Genomic DNA, 19,630 nt, shown 5'->3' on the forward strand with positions numbered 1-19,630 from the left:
AATCCGCGTAGCGGCCGATAGTCGAGGGGGAATTGCGTGACGAACAAAGCTAATCGATCGGGATCCTGCATCCTTGCGGGGTTCGCTCTTGCGGCTATGCTCTCGTGCATGACGCCCTCGGCCTCGGCCCACGAGGCAAACAAGCGCGTTGCCGATGCGAGCGCGCTTGCTACGACCGACACCGCCTCGCGACCGGCGCCGCAATCGACGCGGCGCTCCGTCGCGCGCGCGGAGAAAGGCCCCTACTACGTCGACTTCCGCGCGCGTACCGCCGCGAGCTGGGGCCATGCCTTCGTCTGGTACGGCAAGACCAGCGAGAAGGCGGTCGAGGTCGCGGGGCTCACGCCGGCCGGCGACACGCTCGCTTACGTGCTCGGTCACATCACCTTTGTGCCGTCCGAGACCGGCGCGAGCTACGGTGATCTCGATCCGGAATATCTGACCGCGAGCTATCGGGTCTACCTGAACGAGGCCGACGCCAAGCGCGTGTTCGCCCATATCAGGGAGTTGCAGGCCAACACTCCGGTCTGGAATGCCGAGACAATGAACTGCACCGGCTTCATCGGCGAAATCGCGGAGTTCATGGGATTGAAGGTCCCCCATCGTTGGCAGCGTCCGGAGAACTTCGTCAACCGCCTCAAGGAAATGAATGGCGGCCGCCAGATGGTGCGGCTGTCGGCGGAGTAGCCGAAGCCCGGCAGCGCCGCCGTGATCCCATGGGTCCCGGCTCAGCGCCGCAACGTGAAGAACGTTGCAGCGCGTCCGGGACACGAGACCTGGTCGCGCCGTCACATGCGGGCCCACCCAATTATCCGCCCCGCGGAATCACCCACATCTCCGCATGATCGCCCCACGCCGGCGCAATAGACATTTCCCGCCCCCGGCGGCATCCTCCCCGCCATCAACCGATAGCAGATCGCCACACCGGCCGGGGGAAACAGATCATGTTGCAGACACGGTTCACCAAGCTCGTCGGCGTCCAGCACCCGATCGTCCAGGGCGGCATGCAATGGGTCGGACGGGCCGAGCTGGTCGCCGCGGTCGCGAATGCCGGCGCGCTCGGCTTCATCACCGCCTTGACCCAGCCGACGCCGGAGGACCTCACCAGGGAGATCGCGCGCTGCCGCGACCTCACCGACAAGCCGTTCGGCGTCAACCTCACCATCCTGCCCGCGATCAAGCCGCCGCCTTATGCCGAGTACCGCGCCGCCATCATCGAGAGCGGCATCAAGGTGGTCGAGACCGCCGGCAACAAGCCGCAGGAGCATGTCGACGAATTTAGGAAGCACGGCGTCAAGGTCGTGCACAAATGCACCAGCGTCCGCCACGCGCTCTCCGCCGAACGCATGGGGGTCGACGCCATCTCGATCGACGGCTTCGAATGCGCCGGCCATCCCGGCGAGGACGACACGCCGGGCCTGATCCTGATCCCGGCTGCCGCCAACAAGATCAAGATCCCGATGATCGCCTCGGGCGGCTTTGCCGATGCTCGCGGCCTCGTCGCGGCGCTGGCGCTGGGTGCCGATGGCATCAACATGGGCACCCGCTTCATGGCCACCAAGGAAAGCCCGATCCACCAGCTCATCAAGGAGAAAATCGTGGCCAATGACGAGCGCGAGACCGAGCTGATCTTCCGCACCATGCGCAACACCTCGCGCGTCGCCAAGAACGCGGTCTCGACCAAGGTCGTCGCAATGGAGAAGGAAGGCGCCAAGTTCGAGGACATCCGCGAACTCGTTGCGGGTGCCCGCGGCAAGATGGTCTATGCGACGGGCAATTCCGACGAAGGCATCTGGTCGGCCGGCCAAGTCCAGGGCCTGATCCAGGACATCCCGAGCTGCGCCGAGCTCGTCTCTCGCATCGTGCGCGAGGCGGAGGCGATCATCCGCGCAAGGCTGGATGGAATGATTGTTCATCCGGCAGCGCAAGCTGCTGAATAGCCACGGCAAGAAGCGAGAGCAATTCATGAAAGCTTACGTCTACGGCCCTGATGGCGCTACGATTTCCGAGGTCGCTCAACCAAAACCGAAGGGCACACAGGTCCTCGTCCGCGTCCGCGCCTGCGGGCTGAACCGCGCCGACACCGGCATGCGCAAAGGCCACGCCCACGGCGCGGCCGGCGGCGTCGGCACCGTGCTCGGCATGGAATGGGCCGGCGAGGTCGCCGAGCTCGGGCCGGATGCCGAAGGCGTCAAGGTCGGCGACCGCATCATGGGCTCGGGCAGCGCGGCATTTGCCGAATACACGCTGGCCGATCACGGCCGGCTGTTCCACGCACCCTCGAACATGAATTTCGAGGAGGCCGCCACCCTACCCGTCGCGCTCGCGACCATGCACAACGCCGTCGTCACCGTCGGCGGCGTGCAACCCGGGCAAGCCGTACTGATCCAGGGCGCCAGCTCCGGCGTAGGCCTGATGGCAATGCAGATCGCAAGGCTCAAAGGCGCAAGGCTCGTGATCGGCTCGTCGACCGACGCCACCCGCCGCGGCCGGCTGAAGGAGTACGGCGCCGATCTCGCCATCGACAGCTCCGATCCGAAATGGGTCGACGAGGTCCTGAAGGCAACGAACGGCGAAGGCGTCGACCTCATCGTCGACCAAGTCTCCGGCAAGGTCGCGAACCAGAATCTCGCCGCGACGAAGATCAAGGGCCGCATCGTCAATGTCGGCCGGCTCGGCGGCACCCACGCCGACTTCAATTTCGACCTGCATGCGGCGCGCCGCATCGATTATGTCGGCGTCACCTTCCGCACCCGCACCATCGAGGAGGTCCGCGAGATCTTTGCGCAGGTCCGCAAGGACATCTGGAGCGCAGTGGAATCGCGCAAGCTGCAACTGCCGATCGACAAGGTGTTTTCGTTCGACCAGATCGATAAGGCGTTCGAGCATATGGATGCAAACAAGCACCTGGGGAAGATCGTGGTGACAGTGTAACGAGTGCGAAGCTCTCTCCTTGTCGTCATGGCCGGGCTTGACCCGGCCATCCACGTCTCTGCGGCATGGTACGAAGAACGTGGATGCCCGGGACAAGCCCGGGCATGACGGTGAGAGCGCCGGTCCCGCTTCTGCAACTCACTAGCGACTGCTCCTGTGGATCATCACTTGATGTCCGACGCTGGCCTGCTAAATCCCCGGCATGACCTCCCAGCACGACAAGACCTCGGTCGCCGCGCTCTCGATCTTCGCCAGCGGCGGCATGGCGGCGGCCAAGTTCGTGGTCGGGATCGCGATCGGCTCGCTGGCGCTGATCTCCGAGGCCCTGCATTCCTCGATCGACCTGGTGGCAACCATCATCACCTGGGCGGTGGTGCGGGTGTCCGACAAGCCCGCGGACGAGGAGCATCATTACGGCCACGGCAAGCTGGAAAGCATCTCCGCGCTGGGCGTCACTGCCCTGCTCTACGTGCTCGCCGGCGGCATCCTGGTCGAGGCCTATAGCCGGCTGCGCGAGGGAACCCCGCCGCCGACCATCTCGGCCGTACCGTTCGTGGTGCTGGTGACCGACATCGCCGTCAATCTCTGGCGCGCCCGCGCGCTGCACCGCGCCGCGCGGGAGACCAGGAGCCAGGCGCTGGCGGCGGACGCGCTCCATTTCGCCTCCGACGTCATGGGCTCGTTCGCCGTGATCGTTGGCCTGGTGCTCGCCTGGCTCGGCTACTGGTGGGGCGACGCAGCCGCGGCTGCCGCCGTCGCCGTGATGATCGCGGCTCTCGGCCTGCGCATGGCCGGCTCGACCGTGCAGACGCTGGTCGATCGCGCTCCGGAGGGCGCCCAGGAGAAGGCCACCGCCGCGATCCGCGGGGTACCGGGCGTGATCGACGTCGACCGGTTGCGCGTGCGCATGGTCGGAGCGACCACGTTCATCGACACCATCGCGAAGGTGCCGCGGACCTATCCGATCGACCGCGTCGAGGACATCAAGCGCAACGCGCAAGCCGCGGTCACCAAGGCCTTCGGCGATGCCGACCTCACTTTCGCCGCGGTGCCTGTCGCGCGCGACAACGAGACGGTGCGCGACCGCATCATGGTGATCGCGCGCAATTCCGGGCTCGCCATCCATCACGTCACGGTGCACGACCTCGGCGCCAAGCTGATCGTCAGCATCGACCTCGAAGTCGACGCCGACATGCAGCTCGAGGCCGCCCACGACGTCGCCAACACGCTGGAGCGCAATATCCAGGAGGAATTCGGCGAGGACGTCGAGGTCGACGTTCACATCGAGCCGTTGGAACCGGAACTGCCGTTCGGCGTCGATGCCGCGCCTGAGAGGGTGCAGACCATCGCCGCCGCGCTGACCGAATTCGCCGGCGAAGGCGAAATCCACGACATCCACAATGTGCGCGTCCGCAACACCGACGCCGGCGAGATCGTCAATTTCCACTGCCGCGCGGCGCCATCGATGAGCGTGATCAAGGTGCACGAGCGTGTGGACTCGATCGAGCGCGCGTTGCGGCGCGCGTTTCCGAGCGTGAAGCGCGTCATCAGTCACGCCGAACCGCCGCGGGCGTGATGAGAATGTGTGACGAGTCACACGTTCTCGTTTCGGACTCGTTGCGCCCTGGAGTTTGCGGGCATTCGATGCACAAACTGCGCGTTGGATAAGAATAATTTCGCGTTAACGATTCGTTGACTCTCGACAGCCTGCGAAAACTGGATTCAAATCAGTGTGATTCGGAAGCAACGTGGGGCTGCTTCCGGACTTCAGTTGCAAGCAGGTTTTCAGGGGGCCGAAGGCATGGCGAGCGCAGACGCCGCGAACGCGTGCGTCCAATCCGATTCGATCAAGGGATTGGCGCAATCGATCGCGAAACCTGCCTATCACCGGCTCCTGATCGCGGAGCCGGCACTGCGCCGCGCGGTGCCGACGCTCATCATCGCCTTCCTGATCACGATCTGCCTCGGCGCGTTCGTGCAGGTGGTCGATCAGACGCGCCAGAAGCGGCTGGTGATCCGCCACGACATTTCGGCACTCGCGGACCTGCTCGCCGAGCGCATCGATCGCCTCACCTCGGTGCGGCAGGAGCGGATCAAGACCATCGAGAACCTGCCGACGCTGCTGCCCGATCTCATTCCCTCCTGGGGCACCGCCTCGGGCCGCCACGTCATCGTCACCTCGGCCGGAATCGATCGTCGTATCCTCGCCCGCATCCCGGTCGACAGCGACCCGGTCGGCAACGACCGCCTGCTCGATGCGATCACGACCGCGCAACTGATCGCGGCGCCGCCACGCGACGGCACCATCACCGACATGACGCTGCCGAGCGGCAACGCGGCGATGGCGACCTCCCGGCAGATCAAGTCGCTCCCTGGCTTCGTCACCGTGATCCAGGAGCGCAACGAGCCGATCTGGGGTTCGGACGCCGCGCTCTCGGTGACGCTGTCGGCGACCACGGGCTTCGTCGTCCTGATCCTCGGCTTCGCCTTCCACTGGCAGTCGACCCGCGCCCGCGAGGGCGACCTCATCAACGACGCCGTGCGCGGCCGCATCGACACCGCGCTCAATCGCGGCCGCTGCGGGCTGTGGGACTGGGATCTGTCGCGCGGCAGGATTTTCTGGTCGCAGTCGATGTTCTCGATGCTCGGCCTCGACGGCCGCAACGAGCTCCTCACCTTCGGCGAGGTCAACGCACTGGTGAAGTCCGACGACATCGACCTGTTCGAGATCGCCGATCAGCTGATTTCCGAGAAGATCGACCACATCGACCAGACCTTCCGCATGCAGCATGTCGACGGTCACTGGATCTGGCTCCGCGTCCGCTGCGAGAAGACGCGCGGGGCGACCGATTCCAGCGTGCACCTCATCGGGATCGCCGTCGACATCACCGAGCAGAAGAGCCTCGCGGAGAAGACGGTGGAAGCCGACCTCCGCCTGCGCGATGCGATCGAGACCATTCCGGAAGCCTTCGTGCTGTGGGACGCGAGCGACCGCCTGGTGCTCTGCAATTCGCACTTCCAGCGCCTGCACAAGCTGCCCGACAGCGCGGTCATCCCCGGCACCTCCTACGAGACCGTGCTCGAGGTCGGCCGCATGCCGGAGGTGCGCACCCGCCACAACGAGACGGTTGCCCAAGGTCCGGGCGCGCGCACCTTCGAGGCCCAACTCGACGACGGCAGCTGGCTGCACATCAGCGAGCGCCGCACCAAGGACGGCGGCTACGTCTCGGTCGGCACCGACATCACCCGCATCAAGGAGCACGAGCAGAAGCTGGTCGACAACGATCTGCGTCTGCGTGCCACCGTCATCGACCTCAAGCGCTCGCAGGCCGCACTGGAGCGCCAGGCGGTCGAGCTCGCCGATCTCGCCGAGAAGTACCAGCGCGAGAAAACCCGCGCCGAGGAAGCCAACCAGACCAAGTCGAAATTCCTCGCCAACATGAGCCACGAGCTGCGCACGCCGCTCAATGCCATCATCGGCTTCTCCGAGATCATGGGCTCGGGCATGTTCGGCGAGCTCGGAAGCGAGAAGTATCAGGAATACTGCCAGGACATCCTGACCAGCGGCCACTATCTGCTCGAAGTCATCAACGACATCCTCGACATGTCCAAGATCGAAGCCGGCCGCATGAAGCTCGACATGGAAGAGCTCGACCTTTCGAAGACGCTCGCGGAATCCTTACGGGTCGTCTCTGGCCGGGCCCAGGACAAGCACCTGACGCTCGACGCCGACATCGCAAAATCCATCTCGGTGGTCGCCGACCGCCGCGCCACCAAGCAGATCATCGTCAACCTGCTCTCCAATGCCGTGAAGTTCACCCCCGACGGCGGGCGCGTCGTGGTGCGCAGCCGGCAGCTCGAGGACAGGATCGTGCTGATGATCGCCGACACCGGCATCGGCATCGCGCCGCATTCGCTGGCCCGGCTCGGCCGCCCGTTCGAGCAGGTCGAGAGCCAGCTCACCAAAACCTATCACGGCTCGGGCCTTGGCCTTGCCATCGCCCGCTCGCTGGCGCAGCTCCACGGCGGCTCGATGCGGCTGCGCTCCAAGCTCGAAGTCGGCACCGTCGTCCGCGTGGCGCTGCCGCGCGACGCGGTCAAGGCGGCGTCGGGGATATCGGCCGCGGCGTGACCGGCGGAACGAGCTTTGAATTGGGTGAATCGATGTCAGCCCAGAGCTCAGATCACCTCTCCCGAAGGGGATTACGGTCTGACCGTCTACTGCGGTCCCTGACCCGGATTGCGCTGGACGATGCTGCGCATCGCCAGGCGCAATCCGACCTCTCCCCGTTGGGGAGAGGTGGCACCCACATCGCGGACGCACTCTGTCTCGTCATGCTCTACAATTGCAGCGTCGGCGCGACCTCGCGCGCGACGTTGACCAGCGCCGCGATCAGCGGCGTCATCGGATCGCGCTGCGGGATCACCATGCCGATGCTGTAATTGACCTCGGGCTCGACGATCGGAATCGAGCGGACGGTATCGGACAGGCCGAGCGTCTCGGCGAGCTTGGCCGGCATCACGCTGGCCCAGCGCCCCGTCTTCACATGCGTGAACAGCACCAGCAGCGAGTTCGAGGTCAGGGTCGGCGTCGCCTCCGCGCCGACCGAGCGCAGCGCGCGGTCGATGATGCGGCGGTTCTGCATGTCGGGCGTCAGCAGGCAGAGCGGCACCTGCCCGACCTCCTTCCAGGTCACCGTCTCGCGGTCGCCGAACATCGCATCCGGTGCAGTGAGCAGGCGGTAGCTCTCGTTGTAGAGCGGAATGGTGCGCACCTTGCCGATCGGCTCGTTCTCGATATAGGTCAGCCCCGCATCGACCTCGAGATTCTCGAGCAATCCCAGCACCTCCGACGAGGTCGTCGAGCGGATGCTGAAACGCACCTCGGGATGCTTCGCGCGAAACGGCGTCGTCAGCGAGGCGACCATGCCGAGCACGGTTGGGATCGCGGCGATGCGGATCTCGCCGGAGAGCTGATGCTTCAGCCCGTTGATCTCGTCGCGCATTGCGCGGGCATCGCCCACGATCCGCCGCGCCCAGTCGAGCGCCCGCTCGCCTTCAGGGGTGAATCCCTGAAAGCGCGAGCCGCGCTGGACCAGCATCACGCCGAGAATCTCTTCGAGCTGCTTGAGCCCGGTCGACATTGTCGGTTGCGTCACGCCGCAGGCCTCGGCAGCACGTCCGAAATGCCGCTCCTTCGCCAGCGCCAGCAATAGTTCAAGCTTGTCGATCAACCGGTCGTCCCCTCGAATTCCATCGTGGCATGCAAGCTAGCATGCCGGGCCTGCACCAACACGCAAAAACCGGCAGCCGATACGACTTTCATTACCGTTTCGTATTGACTGATTGTCGTTGCAAATCGATCCGAATTCGCAATCGCAGCACGGGACAGCTTTATTGATCTTCGAACGATTCCAACTAGTTTGCGCCGATGGAACGCTCAGGTTGAGAACGAAGAATGACAGCGATTTTTGAGCCTTGGAACGAGACGCGCGGCGCCGAAATCATCGCCGAACATGCCGATCAAGAGGGTGCGACGCTGGTCATCCTGCATGCGCTACAGGAGGCATTCGGCTATGTGCCGGAGGCCGCCATCCCCATGGTTGCGCAGGCGCTCAATCTGTCGCGCGCCGAAGTCCATGGCGTCTTCACGTTCTATCATGATTTCCGCCACAAGCCGGCCGGCCGCCATGTGCTGAAGCTGTGCCGCGCCGAAGCCTGTCAGGCCGCGGGCGGCGATGCGCTGGCTGCGCGGGCCGAGGCGAAGCTTGGCGTCTCGCTCGGCAACACGACGGCTGACGATCGCGTCACGCTGGAGCCGATCTACTGCCTCGGCCTGTGCGCGACTGCGCCATCCGCGATGCTCGATGGCCGCCTCATCGGCCGGCTCGACCAGAAGCGCCTCGATGCGCTGGTTGCGGAGGCGCAGCGATGAGCATGCGCCTCTACGTCTCACGCGACGCCGGCGCGGTCGCCGTCGGCGCCGACGAGGTCGCCCTGGCGCTGGAGCAGGCCGCCGCCAAGCGTGGCGTGGCGATCGAGATCATCAGAACCGGCTCGCGCGGGATGTACTGGCTGGAGCCGCTGGTCGAGGTCGCGACGCCCCAGGGCCGCATCGCCTTCGGTCCTGTCACCGAGACCGACGTGCCCTCGCTGCTCGATGCGCTCGCCAGCAACGCACCGCATCTCTTGCGGCTGGGCGCGACCGAGGAGATTCCCTGGCTGAAGCGCCAGACCCGCCTCACCTTCGCCCGCTGCGGCGTCATCGACCCGCGCTCGCTCGACGACTACCGCGCCCATGGCGGCTACAAGGGTTTTGAGCGCGCACTCTCGCTCGGACCTGATGCGATCCTGAACGAAGTCACCGCATCGGGCTTGCGCGGCCGCGGCGGCGCGGGCTTTCCGACCGGGATCAAGTGGAAGACGGTCGCGCAAGCCAAGGCCGACCGCAAGTTCATCGTCTGCAACGCCGACGAAGGCGACAGCGGCACCTTTGCCGACCGCATGATCATGGAAGGCGATCCCTTCCTGGTGATCGAGGGCATGACCATCGCCGGCCTCACCGTCGGCGCGACCAAGGGCTACATCTACATCCGCAGCGAATATCCGCACGCGGTCGAGGCGATGAACGCCGCAATCGCGGCGGCCAGGCGCGGCGGCTATCTCGGCACCGACATCGGCGGCTCGAAGCAAGCCTTCGATCTCGAGGTGCGCGTCGGCGCCGGCGCCTATGTCTGCGGCGAGGAGACCTCGCTGCTGGAGAGCCTGGAAGGCCGCCGCGGCATCGTGCGCGCCAAGCCGCCGCTGCCGGCGCATCACGGCCTGTTCGGCAAGCCGACCGTGATCAACAACGTGCTGTCGTTCGCGGCCGTCCCCTTCATCCTCGCCGAGGGCGCCAAGGCCTATGCGGATTTCGGCATGGGCCGCTCGCGCGGGACGATGCCGATCCAGCTCGCCGGCAACATCCGCTACGGTGGCCTGTTCGAGACCGCCTTCGGGGTGACGCTCGGCGAGCTCGTCGACGACATCGGCGGCGGCACGTTCACGGGCCGCCCCGTGCGCGCCGTGCAGGTCGGCGGGCCGCTCGGCGCCTATTTCCCGCGCGCGCTGTTCGACACTCCATTCGACTATGAGGCTTTTGCCGCGCGCGACGGCCTGATCGGCCATGGCGGCATCGTCGTGTTCGACGACAGCGTCGACATGCGGAGGCAAGCGCGCTTCGCCATGGAATTCTGCGCCATCGAATCCTGCGGCAAGTGCACACCGTGCCGGATCGGCTCCACCCGTGGGGTCGAGACCATCGAGAAGATCATCCGGGGCGAGCGCGTCCATGAAAACCTCGCGCTGGTCGAGGACCTCTGCAACACCATGAAATTCGGCTCGCTCTGCGCACTCGGCGGCTTCACGCCTTACCCCGTGCTCAGTGCGCTGAAGCATTTCCGGGAGGATTTTGTCCCGGCGCCGACGACGCTTCAGGCCGCGGAATAGGAGAACGACGATGTCTCTGATCGAGGAAATCGACTTCGGCACGCCGGCTTCCAAATCGGAAGCGATGGTGACGCTGACCATCGATGGCAAGGAGATCTCGGTGCCCGAGGGCACCTCGATCATGCGCGCGGCGATGGAAGCCGGCCACCAGATTCCAAAGCTCTGCGCCACCGACATGGTCGATGCATTCGGCTCCTGCCGCCTCTGCCTGGTCGAGATCGAAGGCCGCGCCGGCACGCCGGCCTCCTGCACCACGCCCGTCATGCCCGGCCTCGTCGTGCACACCCAGACCGAGCGGCTCAAGAAGCTGCGCAAGGGCGTGATGGAGCTCTACATCTCCGATCATCCGCTCGATTGCCTCACCTGCGGCGCCAACGGCGATTGCGAGCTGCAGGACATGGCGGGCGCCGTGGGCCTGCGCGACGTGCGCTACGGCTATGAGGGCGAGAACCACGTCTTCGCCAAGACCCACGGCTGCGACAACGACCACTGGATGCCGAAGGACGAGTCCAATCCGTACTTCATCTATGATCCATCCAAGTGCATCGTCTGCTCGCGCTGCGTCCGCGCCTGCGAGGAGGTGCAAGGCACCTTCGCGCTGACCATCTCCGGCCGCGGCTTCGAAAGCCGGGTTTCGCCGGGCATGAACGAGAGCTTCCTGGGCTCCGAATGCGTCTCCTGCGGCGCCTGCGTGCAGGCCTGCCCGACCGCGACGCTGACGGAAAAATCCGTGATCGAGATCGGTCAGCCCGAGCACTCGGTCGTCACCACCTGCGCCTATTGCGGCGTCGGCTGCGCCTTCAAGGCCGAAATGCGCGGCGAGGAAGTGGTGCGCATGGTGCCCTACAAGGACGGCAAGGCCAACCGCGGTCATTCCTGCGTCAAGGGCCGTTTCGCCTGGGGCTACACCAACCACGGGGAACGCATTCTCAAGCCGATGATCCGCGAAAGAATCGAGGATCCCTGGCGCGAAGTGTCCTGGGACGAGGCGTTCTCCTTTGCTGCCGCCAAGATGCGCGGCATCCAGAAGACATACGGCCGCGACGCCATCGGCGGCATCACCTCGTCCCGATGCACCAATGAAGAGACCTATCTGGTGCAGAAGCTGATCCGCGCCGGCTTCGGCAACAACAATGTCGACACCTGCGCCCGCGTCTGCCACTCGCCGACCGGCTATGGCCTCGCCACCACCTTCGGCACCTCCGCCGGCACGCAGGACTTCGACTCGGTCGAGGACACCGACGTCGTCCTGATCATCGGCGCCAACCCGGCCTCCGCGCACCCCGTCTTCGCCTCCCGCCTGAAGAAGCGGCTGCGCCAGGGCGCAAAGCTGATCGTGATCGACCCGCGCCGCACCGAGATGGTGGAATCGCCGCATGTGAAGGCGCTGCACCTGCCCCTGATGCCCGGCACCAATGTCGCAGTCATGACCGCGCTGGCGCATGTCATCGTCACCGAGGGCCTCGTCAACGAAGCCTTCGTGCGCGAGCGCTGCGACTGGAGCGAGTTCGAGGAGTGGGCCGCCTTCGTCTCCCAGCCGAAGAATAGCCCGGAATCGACCGCCATCCTCACCGGCGTCGATCCCAAGGTCCTGCGCGAAGCCGCGCGCACTTACGCGACCGGCGGCAACGGCGCGATCTATTACGGTCTCGGCGTCACCGAGCACAGCCAGGGCTCGACCACCGTGATCGCGATCGCGAACCTTGCGATGGCGACCGGCAATATCGGGCGCCCCGGCGTCGGCGTGAACCCGCTGCGCGGCCAGAACAACGTGCAGGGCTCCTGCGACATGGGTTCGTTCCCGCACGAGCTGCCGGGCTATCGCCACATATCGGGCGATGCCGTGCGCGACCAGTTCGAGGCGCTGTGGAACGTCAAGCTCAACCCCGAGCCTGGCCTGCGCATCCCCAACATGTTCGATGCCGCGGTCGAAGGCACGTTCATGGGCCTTTACGTGCAAGGCGAGGACATTCTCCAGTCCGACCCGAACACTTCGCACGTGGTCGCTGCGCTGTCGGCGATGGAATGCGTCATCGTCCACGACCTCTTCCTGAACGAGACAGCGAACTATGCCCACGTCTTCCTGCCCGGCTCGAGCTTCCTCGAGAAGGACGGCACCTTCACCAATGCCGAGCGCCGCATCCAGCGCGTGCGCAAGGTGATGACGCCGAAGAACGGCATGGCCGACTGGGAGGTCACCATTGGCCTTGCCAGGGCCATGGGCTTCGAGATGAACTACAGCCATCCCTCCGAGATCATGGACGAGATCGCGGCGCTGACCCCGACCTTCGCCGGCGTCTCCTACGCCAAGCTCGACGAGCTCGGCTCAGTGCAGTGGCCCTGCAACGAGAAGGCGCCCGAGGGCACGCCGGTGATGCATATCGACGGCTTCGTCCGCGGCAAGGGCAAATTCGTCGTGACCGAGTATGTCGCGACGGACGAGCGCACCGGTCCGCGCTATCCGCTGCTGCTCACCACGGGCCGCATCCTCAGCCAATACAATGTCGGCGCGCAGACCAGGCGCACCGACAACGTTATCTGGCACAGCGAAGATCGGCTGGAGATCCACCCGCACGATGCCGAGCAGCGCGGCGTGCGCGACGGCGACTGGGTGCGGCTGAAGAGCCGCGCCGGCGAGACTACTCTGCGCGCGGAGATCACCGACCGCGTCGCGCCCGGCGTCGTCTACACCACCTTCCACCACCCGGACACGCAGGCCAACGTCATCACGACGGACTATTCGGACTGGGCGACCAACTGTCCCGAATACAAGGTCACGGCGGTGCAGGTCTCGCGCTCGAACGGCCCGTCCGATTGGCAGAAGGCCTATGACGCACAGGCGCGGCAATCCCGTCGCATCGTACCGGCCGAAGCTGCGGAGTAAGGGCATGCACGTTCCGGTCCAGGCCATCGACCGCGAGATCTGGCGTGACGGCATCGCATCAGAGGGGACGCGGCTGATCCCCGAGGAGACGCCGCTGGCGCTGACCTATAATGGCGGCACCTATGCCGTCATGATGGGGACGCCGCAGAACATGGAGGATTTCGCCGTCGGCTTCAGCCTGGACGAAGGCATCATCAAGTCGGTCGACGACATCAAATCGCTCGAGGTTGTTCGCCTCGACGACGGCATCGAGCTCAGGATGTGGCTGGCACCGGAAGATGCGGTACTCATCAGCGAGCGCCGGCGCCGCGTCGCCGGTCCTACCGGCTGCGGCATCTGCGGCATCGAGTCCATCGCTGAAGCCGTGCGGCCCGCGGCGGTCGTGCCGTGCGGTCAGACCTTCACGCCGGAGCAGATCATGGCGGCGATGCAGGCCATTGCGCCGCTGCAATCGATCAACATGCAAACCCGCGCCGTTCACGCCGCTGCGTTCTGGTCCCCTGCCGGCGGCATCGTTGCGCTGCGCGAGGATGTCGGCCGCCACAACGCGCTCGACAAGCTCGCGGGCGCCCTGGCACGCAGCCGCACGGATGCGCGCGGCGGCATGATGCTGCTGACGAGCCGCGTCTCGGTCGAGATGGTGCAGAAGACCGCCGCGATCGGCGCGCCGGTGATGGTCGCCGTCTCGGCGCCGACCGCGCTCGCGGTGCGCACGGCGGAAGCTGCCGGCATCACGCTGATCGCCATCGCCCGGCAGGACGGGTTCGAAGTGTTCTCGCATGGTGACCGGGTCATCGCCCGCCATGCCCAGGAGGTTGCCGATGTCGCCTGATCGCCTGATCTACATGGCCAACCAGATCGGCAAGTTCTTCCAGAGCCAGGGGCATGACAAAGCCGTGCCGGGCATTGCCGAGCACATCAAGAAGTTCTGGGATCCCCGGATGAAGCGCGCGATCTTCGCCCATCTCGATGCCGGCGGCGCGGGACTGGAGCCGAACGTGCGCGAGGCCCTCACCTCGCTGAAACAGGCGACGTCCCTAAGAGCATCCTGAAAACGCGCCGCACCTCGCTCTGCGTTTCCTTCACCCGCGCCTCCAGCGACGAGAAGTCCGGCGCATCGCCGGCGCGCGCCATGACGCGCAGGAGATCGGTGCCGGCGGTTTCCGGCTTGAAGCGCTCGCTGACGCAGAGCCGCAGGATCTGCGTCAGGTCATGATAGAGCCGCGCCGCCGCACGCAAGATCTCGGTCTCGGATTGAGCGAGCACGCCGAGCCTGCATGCGTTTTCCAGCACCTGCACGGTGCTGACGTCGAGAATGTCCGGCTTGTCGTGGGCATGCACGAGTTGGAGATATTGGGCGATGAAGTCGACGTCGATCATGCCGCCGGCGGCGTATTTGAGATCCCAGTGGTCGGCCTCCCCCTTCTCCTGGCCGATCGCGCTGCGCATGTCGGCGACGTCGTTGGCGATGATCCCGCGGTCGCGGCGGCGGGTCAGGACATCGCGGATGACGCGCTCGATCCGTTTCCGGAATTCTGGCGAAGCCGACACCACGCGCGCGCGCGTCAGCGCCATGTGCTCCCAGGTCCAGGCCTCGTTGGCCTGGTAATCCGCGAAGGAGGCAAGGCTCGACGCCACCGGGCCGGCGCGCCCCGACGGACGAAGCCGCATGTCGATCTCGTAGAGCACGCCGTAGTTGGTCCGCGTCGTGAAAGCACTGATCAGGCGCTGGGTGAAGCGGGCAAAATAGTGCGCACCTTGCAGCGACTTCGGCCCATCCGAGTCAGGGTTCTCGCTGTCGAAATCGTAGAGCAGGATCAGGTCGAGGTCGGACGAGGCCGTCATTTCGCGGCTGCCGAGCCGGCCCATCGCGATGATCGCGGTCTCCTGCCCCTTGATGCGGCCGTGCTGGGCGGCAAAGCGATCGGCGACGAGGCCATGCACCGTGTGGACGATGCCTTCGGCCACGTCTGCAAAGGCCGTGCTCGCCTGCTGCGCCGAGACGGTGCCGGACAGGATGCGCGTGCCGATCAGGAACAGGCTCTCCTGCCCGAACAGGCGCAGGCGATCGAGAAACTCCTCGTAGGAGCCGGCATCCTGCACGGTCGCGGCGAGCCGGCCCGACAATTCCAGCCTGTCGGGCATCGCGCCGAAAAAGCGGGGATCGATGAGGCCATCCATGAGCTGCGGCTGCCGTGCCAGCATCTCGCCGAGCCGCGGCGCCGCGCCCAGCACCAGCGCCACCAGCGCGACGAGATCCCGGTTCTGACTGAGCAGCGTGATCAGCCGGCCGCCGCGCTGGAGCGCCCCGAGGAAATGATCGAACGCCACGACGGCGCGATCCGGATCCTCGGCATGGGCAAGGCCGTCGATCAAGGCCGGCACGAATTCGACGAAGGCGCTTCGCGTCGTCTCAACGCGGAACACGCGGTAGTCGCCGGTGATCCAGTCGCACACGGTTTGCGCGACGGCGGCGGGCTTCTTGAAGCCAAGCGTCGCCAGATGCTGAAGCAGGCGCGGATCGTCTGGACCCGCACCGTAGTCGAGCGCCGGCAGCTTGGCGGTGCCGGTCGGATCGTCGCCCTCGAAGAGCTTTTCGTAGTGACCCTGGACGATCTTGAGCTGGTGCAGCAGGTCGCGCGCAAAGGCTTCGCGATCCGGATAGCCGAAGAACCATGCGAAGCGCTCGACCGCTTGCTTGTCCTCGGGCAGCGTGTGGGTCTGCTCGTCGGCGATCATCTGGAGGCGATGCTCGACCCGGCGCAGGAATTCGTAAGCCGTGGTCAGCTCGTCGCGCGCAGCAAGGGTGATCCAGTTGCTGGAGGCGAGCACGTCGAGCGCCCTCAGCGTCGGCCGCACCCGCAATTCCGGATGGCGGCCGCCCGCAATCAGCTGCTGGGTCTGCGCGAAGAACTCGATCTCGCGGATGCCACCGCGCCCGACCTTGACGTTATGGCCCTCGACCGCGATCTCGCTCTGGCCGCGATAGGTCTGCATCTGCCGCTTCATGTCGTGGACGTCGGCGAGCGCGGCGAAGTCGAGATGCTTGCGCCAGACAAAGGGCGCGATCTCCGCCAGAAGCGCCTCGCCCGCCCTGGGATCGCCGGCGCAGGCCCGCGCCTTGATCATGGCGGCGCGCTCCCAGGTGCGCCCTTCCCGTTCGTAGTAATTCAGCGCGGCGTCCCGTGAGATCGCCACCTGCGTCGAGGACGGATCGGGGCGCAGCCGCAGGTCCACGCGGAAGACGTAACCATCATGGGTGCGCTGCTGCAGGATGCGCGCCATGCCCTGTGTGACCCGCACGAAAAACGGCTGCGGCTCGATATCGGGCGCCAGCGTCGTGGCATCGGGATCGAAGAAGACGATGAGATCGATGTCGCTGGAATAGTTCAGCTCGCCCGCGCCCATCTTGCCCATCGCCAGCACGATCAGCCCGCAGCCCTTTTCGGGCGCCTCGGGGTCGGGCGGTGAGAGCTTGCCACGTGCGGCTTCCTGCCGCAGCAGGTACTGGAGCGCCGCCTGGACCGAGAATACCGCGATATCGGTCAGCGCCGCCGTCACCCGCATCACCGGCCAGACGCCGCCGATGTCGCAGAGTGCGGTCAGCAGTGCTGCCTCCGCCTTCATGCGGCGAAGCAGGCGCATCACCTCGGCTTCATCGGATGCCGCGAGCACGGCGCTCCTCGCCTCCGCCATCAGCACCGCCAGGTGCACATCGGGATCGCATTCGAGCAGCCTGACCAGACGCGCGGGGTCGGCGCGCACGAGATCGAACAGATAGGGCGAGAATTCCGCGATCCCGGCCAAGATATCCCGCGCGAATGGATGAACCAGCAGGGATTCGAGACGTGCCGATTGTGCCGGCTCGAGCTCGGCCAGCCAGGTTTCGAAACGTCGTTCGTCGGTTGTGGAAGCGGCAATATGGGGAGCCTCCGCGAAGCGTGCGGCCAGCCTCTCACCATGCTTGTCCGCGTTTCCCGGCGCGGAGTGGTTCATGCCACCTTCTGTGGCACATCCTGCATCGGCGGAGCAACCCTGTCGCCGGCCCCCGCGCGCGCCGGCACGACGAGCGTGGCGACGAGGCCGGGATTGGCATCGCCCAAGCGCAATTCGCCACCGTGCAACGTCGCGACCGCCGAGGCGAGGCTGAGGCCGAGACCTGAGCCCGGCAGCGTGCGGCTGGCCTCCAGCCGCACGAATCGCTCGACCACGTGCTTGCGATCGGTTTCGGGGATGCCTGGACCACGATCGGTCACGCTGAGCAGCACCCGGTCGCCCTCGCGCCGCGCCTCGATCGTGATTTGCCTCGCGTCCATGCTGACCACGGTTCCGGCCGCTTGTGCCGCCGGCTTGCCGTATTTGATCGCGTTCTCGACGAGATTGGCGAGCGCCTGGCTGATCAGTTCGCGATTGGCATGAACCGGCGTCGGCTCGCATTTGACCTTCAGGGTCATGCCGTCTTCCTCGGCGAGCGGCTCGTAGAGCTCGTGGATGCCCTCCGCAACCTCCGCGGCATCGAAGTCGTCCATGTTGCCGCGCGCCTGTCCGGATTCTGCGCGCGCGATCATCAGAAGCGCGTTGAAGGTCCGGATCAGCCCGTCGGACTCCTCGATGGTCCGCTCCAGCGCGGCGCGATAATCGGCCTCGCAGCCTGATCTCGCCAACGCCTCTTCGGCGCGATTGCGCAGCCGCGTCAGCGGCGTCTTGAGATCATGGGCGATGTTGTCGGAAACCTCCTTCAGACCCGCCATGAGCGCCTCGATCCGCTCGAGCATGGCGTTGAGGTTCTCGGCGAGGCGATCGATCTCGTCGCCACTGCGCCCCACGGGCAGGCGCTCGCTGAGATCTCCGGTCATGATGCGCTGCGTGGTGCCGGTCATCGCGTCGATGCGCCTCAGCACCCTGCGTGCGACGAAGATGCCGCCGCCGAGGCCGAGCACGACGACGATCAGGATCGACCATTGCGCTGCCTTGGCGACGATGCCGAACAGGCGCCGCCGTTCGGCGAGGTCGCGGCCGATCAGCAGCCGGAAGCCGTTCTCCAATTCGGTGACGCGCACCAAAGCGCGATGATCGCGATCATCGGCATCCTCGAGGCGTCGATAGGCCGTCTCCGACCAGCCGCGCGTCGCCATCACGCCGGGCGCCAGCGAGCCGACATTGCCGGCAATCGCCTGCCCCGTCGGCGTGGTCACGAGATAGAGGTTGGCACCCGGGCGTAGCGCGCGATACTCGATCGTACGCACGAGGCTGAACATGCCGCGGCGATCGTAGATCTCGCTGATTTCCGAAGTCTCGGAATTGACCGTCTGCGTGATTTCCTCGGTGATCAGCCGCCGTGTATTCCAGGCGAAATAGCCGAGCAGCGAGGCCGCGAACATCGCGAACAGCAGCAGATAGACCAGCGTCAGCCGGAACGCCGTGGTGCGGACGAGTTTACCGAATGCCGTCACGGATCATGTATCCGGCGCCGCGGATCGTGTGCAGCAGCGGGCGCTCGAAGCCCTTGTCGATCTTGGAGCGCAGCCGCGAGATGTGCACGTCGATCACGTTGGTCTGCGGATCGAAATGATAGTCCCAGACGTTCTCCAAGAGCATGGTGCGGGTCACCACCTGGCCGGCATGCTTCATGAGATATTCGAGCAGGCGGAATTCGCGCGGCTGCAGGGTCAGCTCGTCCTTGCCGCGGGCGACGCGATGCGACAGCCGGTCGAGCTCGAGGTCGCCGACGCGATAAAGCGTCTCTTCGGCCGGGCCGCCGCGACGGCGCGACAGCACTTCGACGCGGGCCAGCAGCTCGGCGAAGGAATAGGGCTTTGGCAGATAGTCGTCGCCGCCGGCACGCAGGCCCTTGATGCGGTCATCGACCTGCCCGAGCGCTGAGAGAATCAGCACCGGCGTCGTGTTGCCCTTGTCGCGCAGTGCGCCGATCAGCGACAGGCCGTCGCGCTTGGGCAGCATGCGATCGACCACCAGCACGTCGTAGTCGCCGTTCTCGGCCATGGCGAGGCCTTCCTCGCCGTCAGCGGCGTGGTCGGCAATGTGTCCGACTTCGCGAAACGCCTTGGCGAGGTAGTCGGCGGATTCGCGGTCGTCTTCGATGATGAGGAGGCGCATCGTGCGTTCAGCGGCGGTCAAGGAGGTCAACCTTCTCTAAACATGGCGCGAGCGGCAATCGCATGCAAGCCGAGCGGGGGAGTCTCGAAGCGGGAAAAAGGCGGGCGGTGAAGCTGGGGGGACCTCACCGCCCTAGGCCTTCCGACGGAGGGGGGCGTAATTCCACCGGAAGGTAGATGAGGGAAGCGAACGTTGCGCTGCTTCCCC

Annotated in this window: 14 protein-coding genes; 10 read left to right on the forward strand and 4 right to left on the reverse strand. The window is 65.8% G+C overall.

Annotated features, from left to right (window positions below):
* Positions 1-36: 36 nt before the first annotated feature.
* The 5 genes from BRAD3257_RS25185 to BRAD3257_RS25205 all read left to right on the forward strand — a co-directional run bounded on the left by BRAD3257_RS25185 (position 37) and on the right by BRAD3257_RS25205 (position 7,066).
* Positions 37-687 (forward strand): hypothetical protein, encoded by a 651-nt coding sequence (locus tag BRAD3257_RS25185; RefSeq protein WP_122404094.1) that lies wholly within the window; start codon positions 37-39, stop codon positions 685-687.
* Positions 688-944: 257 nt separating this feature from the next.
* Complete coding sequence (locus BRAD3257_RS25190) at positions 945-1,940, forward strand: NAD(P)H-dependent flavin oxidoreductase (RefSeq protein WP_122404095.1); 996 nt, start codon at positions 945-947, stop codon at positions 1,938-1,940.
* Between the two features lie 25 nt (positions 1,941-1,965).
* Positions 1,966-2,934, forward strand: a complete 969-nt coding sequence (locus tag BRAD3257_RS25195) for a zinc-binding dehydrogenase (RefSeq protein WP_122406750.1) — start codon at positions 1,966-1,968, stop codon at positions 2,932-2,934.
* A 202-nt stretch (positions 2,935-3,136) separates the two neighbouring features.
* The gene (locus BRAD3257_RS25200) at positions 3,137-4,510 is read left to right on the forward strand and encodes a cation-efflux pump (RefSeq protein WP_122404096.1); all 1,374 of its coding nucleotides are present in this window, start codon (positions 3,137-3,139) and stop codon (positions 4,508-4,510) included.
* A 225-nt stretch (positions 4,511-4,735) separates the two neighbouring features.
* Complete coding sequence (locus BRAD3257_RS25205; RefSeq protein WP_122404097.1) at positions 4,736-7,066, forward strand: PAS domain-containing sensor histidine kinase; 2,331 nt, start codon at positions 4,736-4,738, stop codon at positions 7,064-7,066.
* A gap of 208 nt (positions 7,067-7,274) precedes the next feature.
* Here BRAD3257_RS25205 and BRAD3257_RS25210 read toward each other — a convergent pair whose 3' ends face one another.
* Positions 7,275-8,168, reverse strand: a complete 894-nt coding sequence (locus tag BRAD3257_RS25210; protein ID WP_122404098.1) for a LysR family transcriptional regulator — start codon at positions 8,166-8,168, stop codon at positions 7,275-7,277.
* A 224-nt stretch (positions 8,169-8,392) separates the two neighbouring features.
* On the opposite strand from BRAD3257_RS25210, the gene BRAD3257_RS25215 reads away from it, so the two are divergent.
* From BRAD3257_RS25215 to BRAD3257_RS25235, 5 genes are read left to right on the forward strand one after another with little or no spacing between them, the layout of a single operon-like run.
* Positions 8,393-8,869: a formate dehydrogenase subunit gamma gene (locus BRAD3257_RS25215; protein WP_122404099.1), complete on the forward strand. Its 477-nt coding sequence runs from the start codon at positions 8,393-8,395 to the stop codon at positions 8,867-8,869.
* A complete protein-coding gene (locus tag BRAD3257_RS25220) occupies positions 8,866-10,422 on the forward strand; it encodes a formate dehydrogenase beta subunit (protein ID WP_122404100.1) in 1,557 nt (518 codons plus the stop codon). The genes BRAD3257_RS25215 and BRAD3257_RS25220 overlap by 4 nt, the downstream gene beginning before the upstream one ends.
* 10 nt (positions 10,423-10,432) lie before the next feature.
* Positions 10,433-13,306, forward strand: a complete 2,874-nt coding sequence (gene fdhF, locus BRAD3257_RS25225; RefSeq protein WP_122404101.1) for a formate dehydrogenase subunit alpha — start codon at positions 10,433-10,435, stop codon at positions 13,304-13,306.
* A 4-nt stretch (positions 13,307-13,310) separates the two neighbouring features.
* On the forward strand, positions 13,311-14,138 hold the full coding sequence (gene fdhD / locus BRAD3257_RS25230) for a formate dehydrogenase accessory sulfurtransferase FdhD (RefSeq protein ID WP_122404102.1): 828 nt from the start codon (positions 13,311-13,313) through the stop codon (positions 14,136-14,138).
* Complete coding sequence (locus BRAD3257_RS25235) at positions 14,128-14,358, forward strand: formate dehydrogenase subunit delta (protein WP_162500359.1); 231 nt, start codon at positions 14,128-14,130, stop codon at positions 14,356-14,358. Before fdhD ends, BRAD3257_RS25235 begins: the two co-directional genes overlap by 11 nt.
* Here BRAD3257_RS25235 and BRAD3257_RS25240 read toward each other — a convergent pair.
* The 3 genes from BRAD3257_RS25240 to BRAD3257_RS25250 are packed head-to-tail and all read right to left on the reverse strand — an operon-like array spanning position 14,318 to position 19,423.
* Complete coding sequence (locus tag BRAD3257_RS25240; protein WP_122404104.1) at positions 14,318-17,302, reverse strand: bifunctional [glutamine synthetase] adenylyltransferase/[glutamine synthetase]-adenylyl-L-tyrosine phosphorylase; 2,985 nt, start codon at positions 17,300-17,302, stop codon at positions 14,318-14,320. The genes BRAD3257_RS25235 and BRAD3257_RS25240 overlap by 41 nt on opposite strands.
* Positions 17,299-18,759, reverse strand: a complete 1,461-nt coding sequence (locus BRAD3257_RS25245; protein WP_122404105.1) for a sensor histidine kinase — start codon at positions 18,757-18,759, stop codon at positions 17,299-17,301. The genes BRAD3257_RS25240 and BRAD3257_RS25245 overlap by 4 nt, the downstream gene beginning before the upstream one ends.
* Entirely contained in the window at positions 18,743-19,423 is a 681-nt protein-coding gene (locus tag BRAD3257_RS25250; RefSeq protein WP_122406751.1) for a response regulator transcription factor, read from the reverse strand. Before BRAD3257_RS25250 ends, BRAD3257_RS25245 begins: the two co-directional genes overlap by 17 nt.
* Positions 19,424-19,630 lie beyond the last annotated feature (207 nt).

This window comes from Bradyrhizobium vignae (assembly GCF_900324035.1).
Lineage (GTDB): Bacteria > Pseudomonadota > Alphaproteobacteria > Rhizobiales > Xanthobacteraceae > Bradyrhizobium > Bradyrhizobium vignae.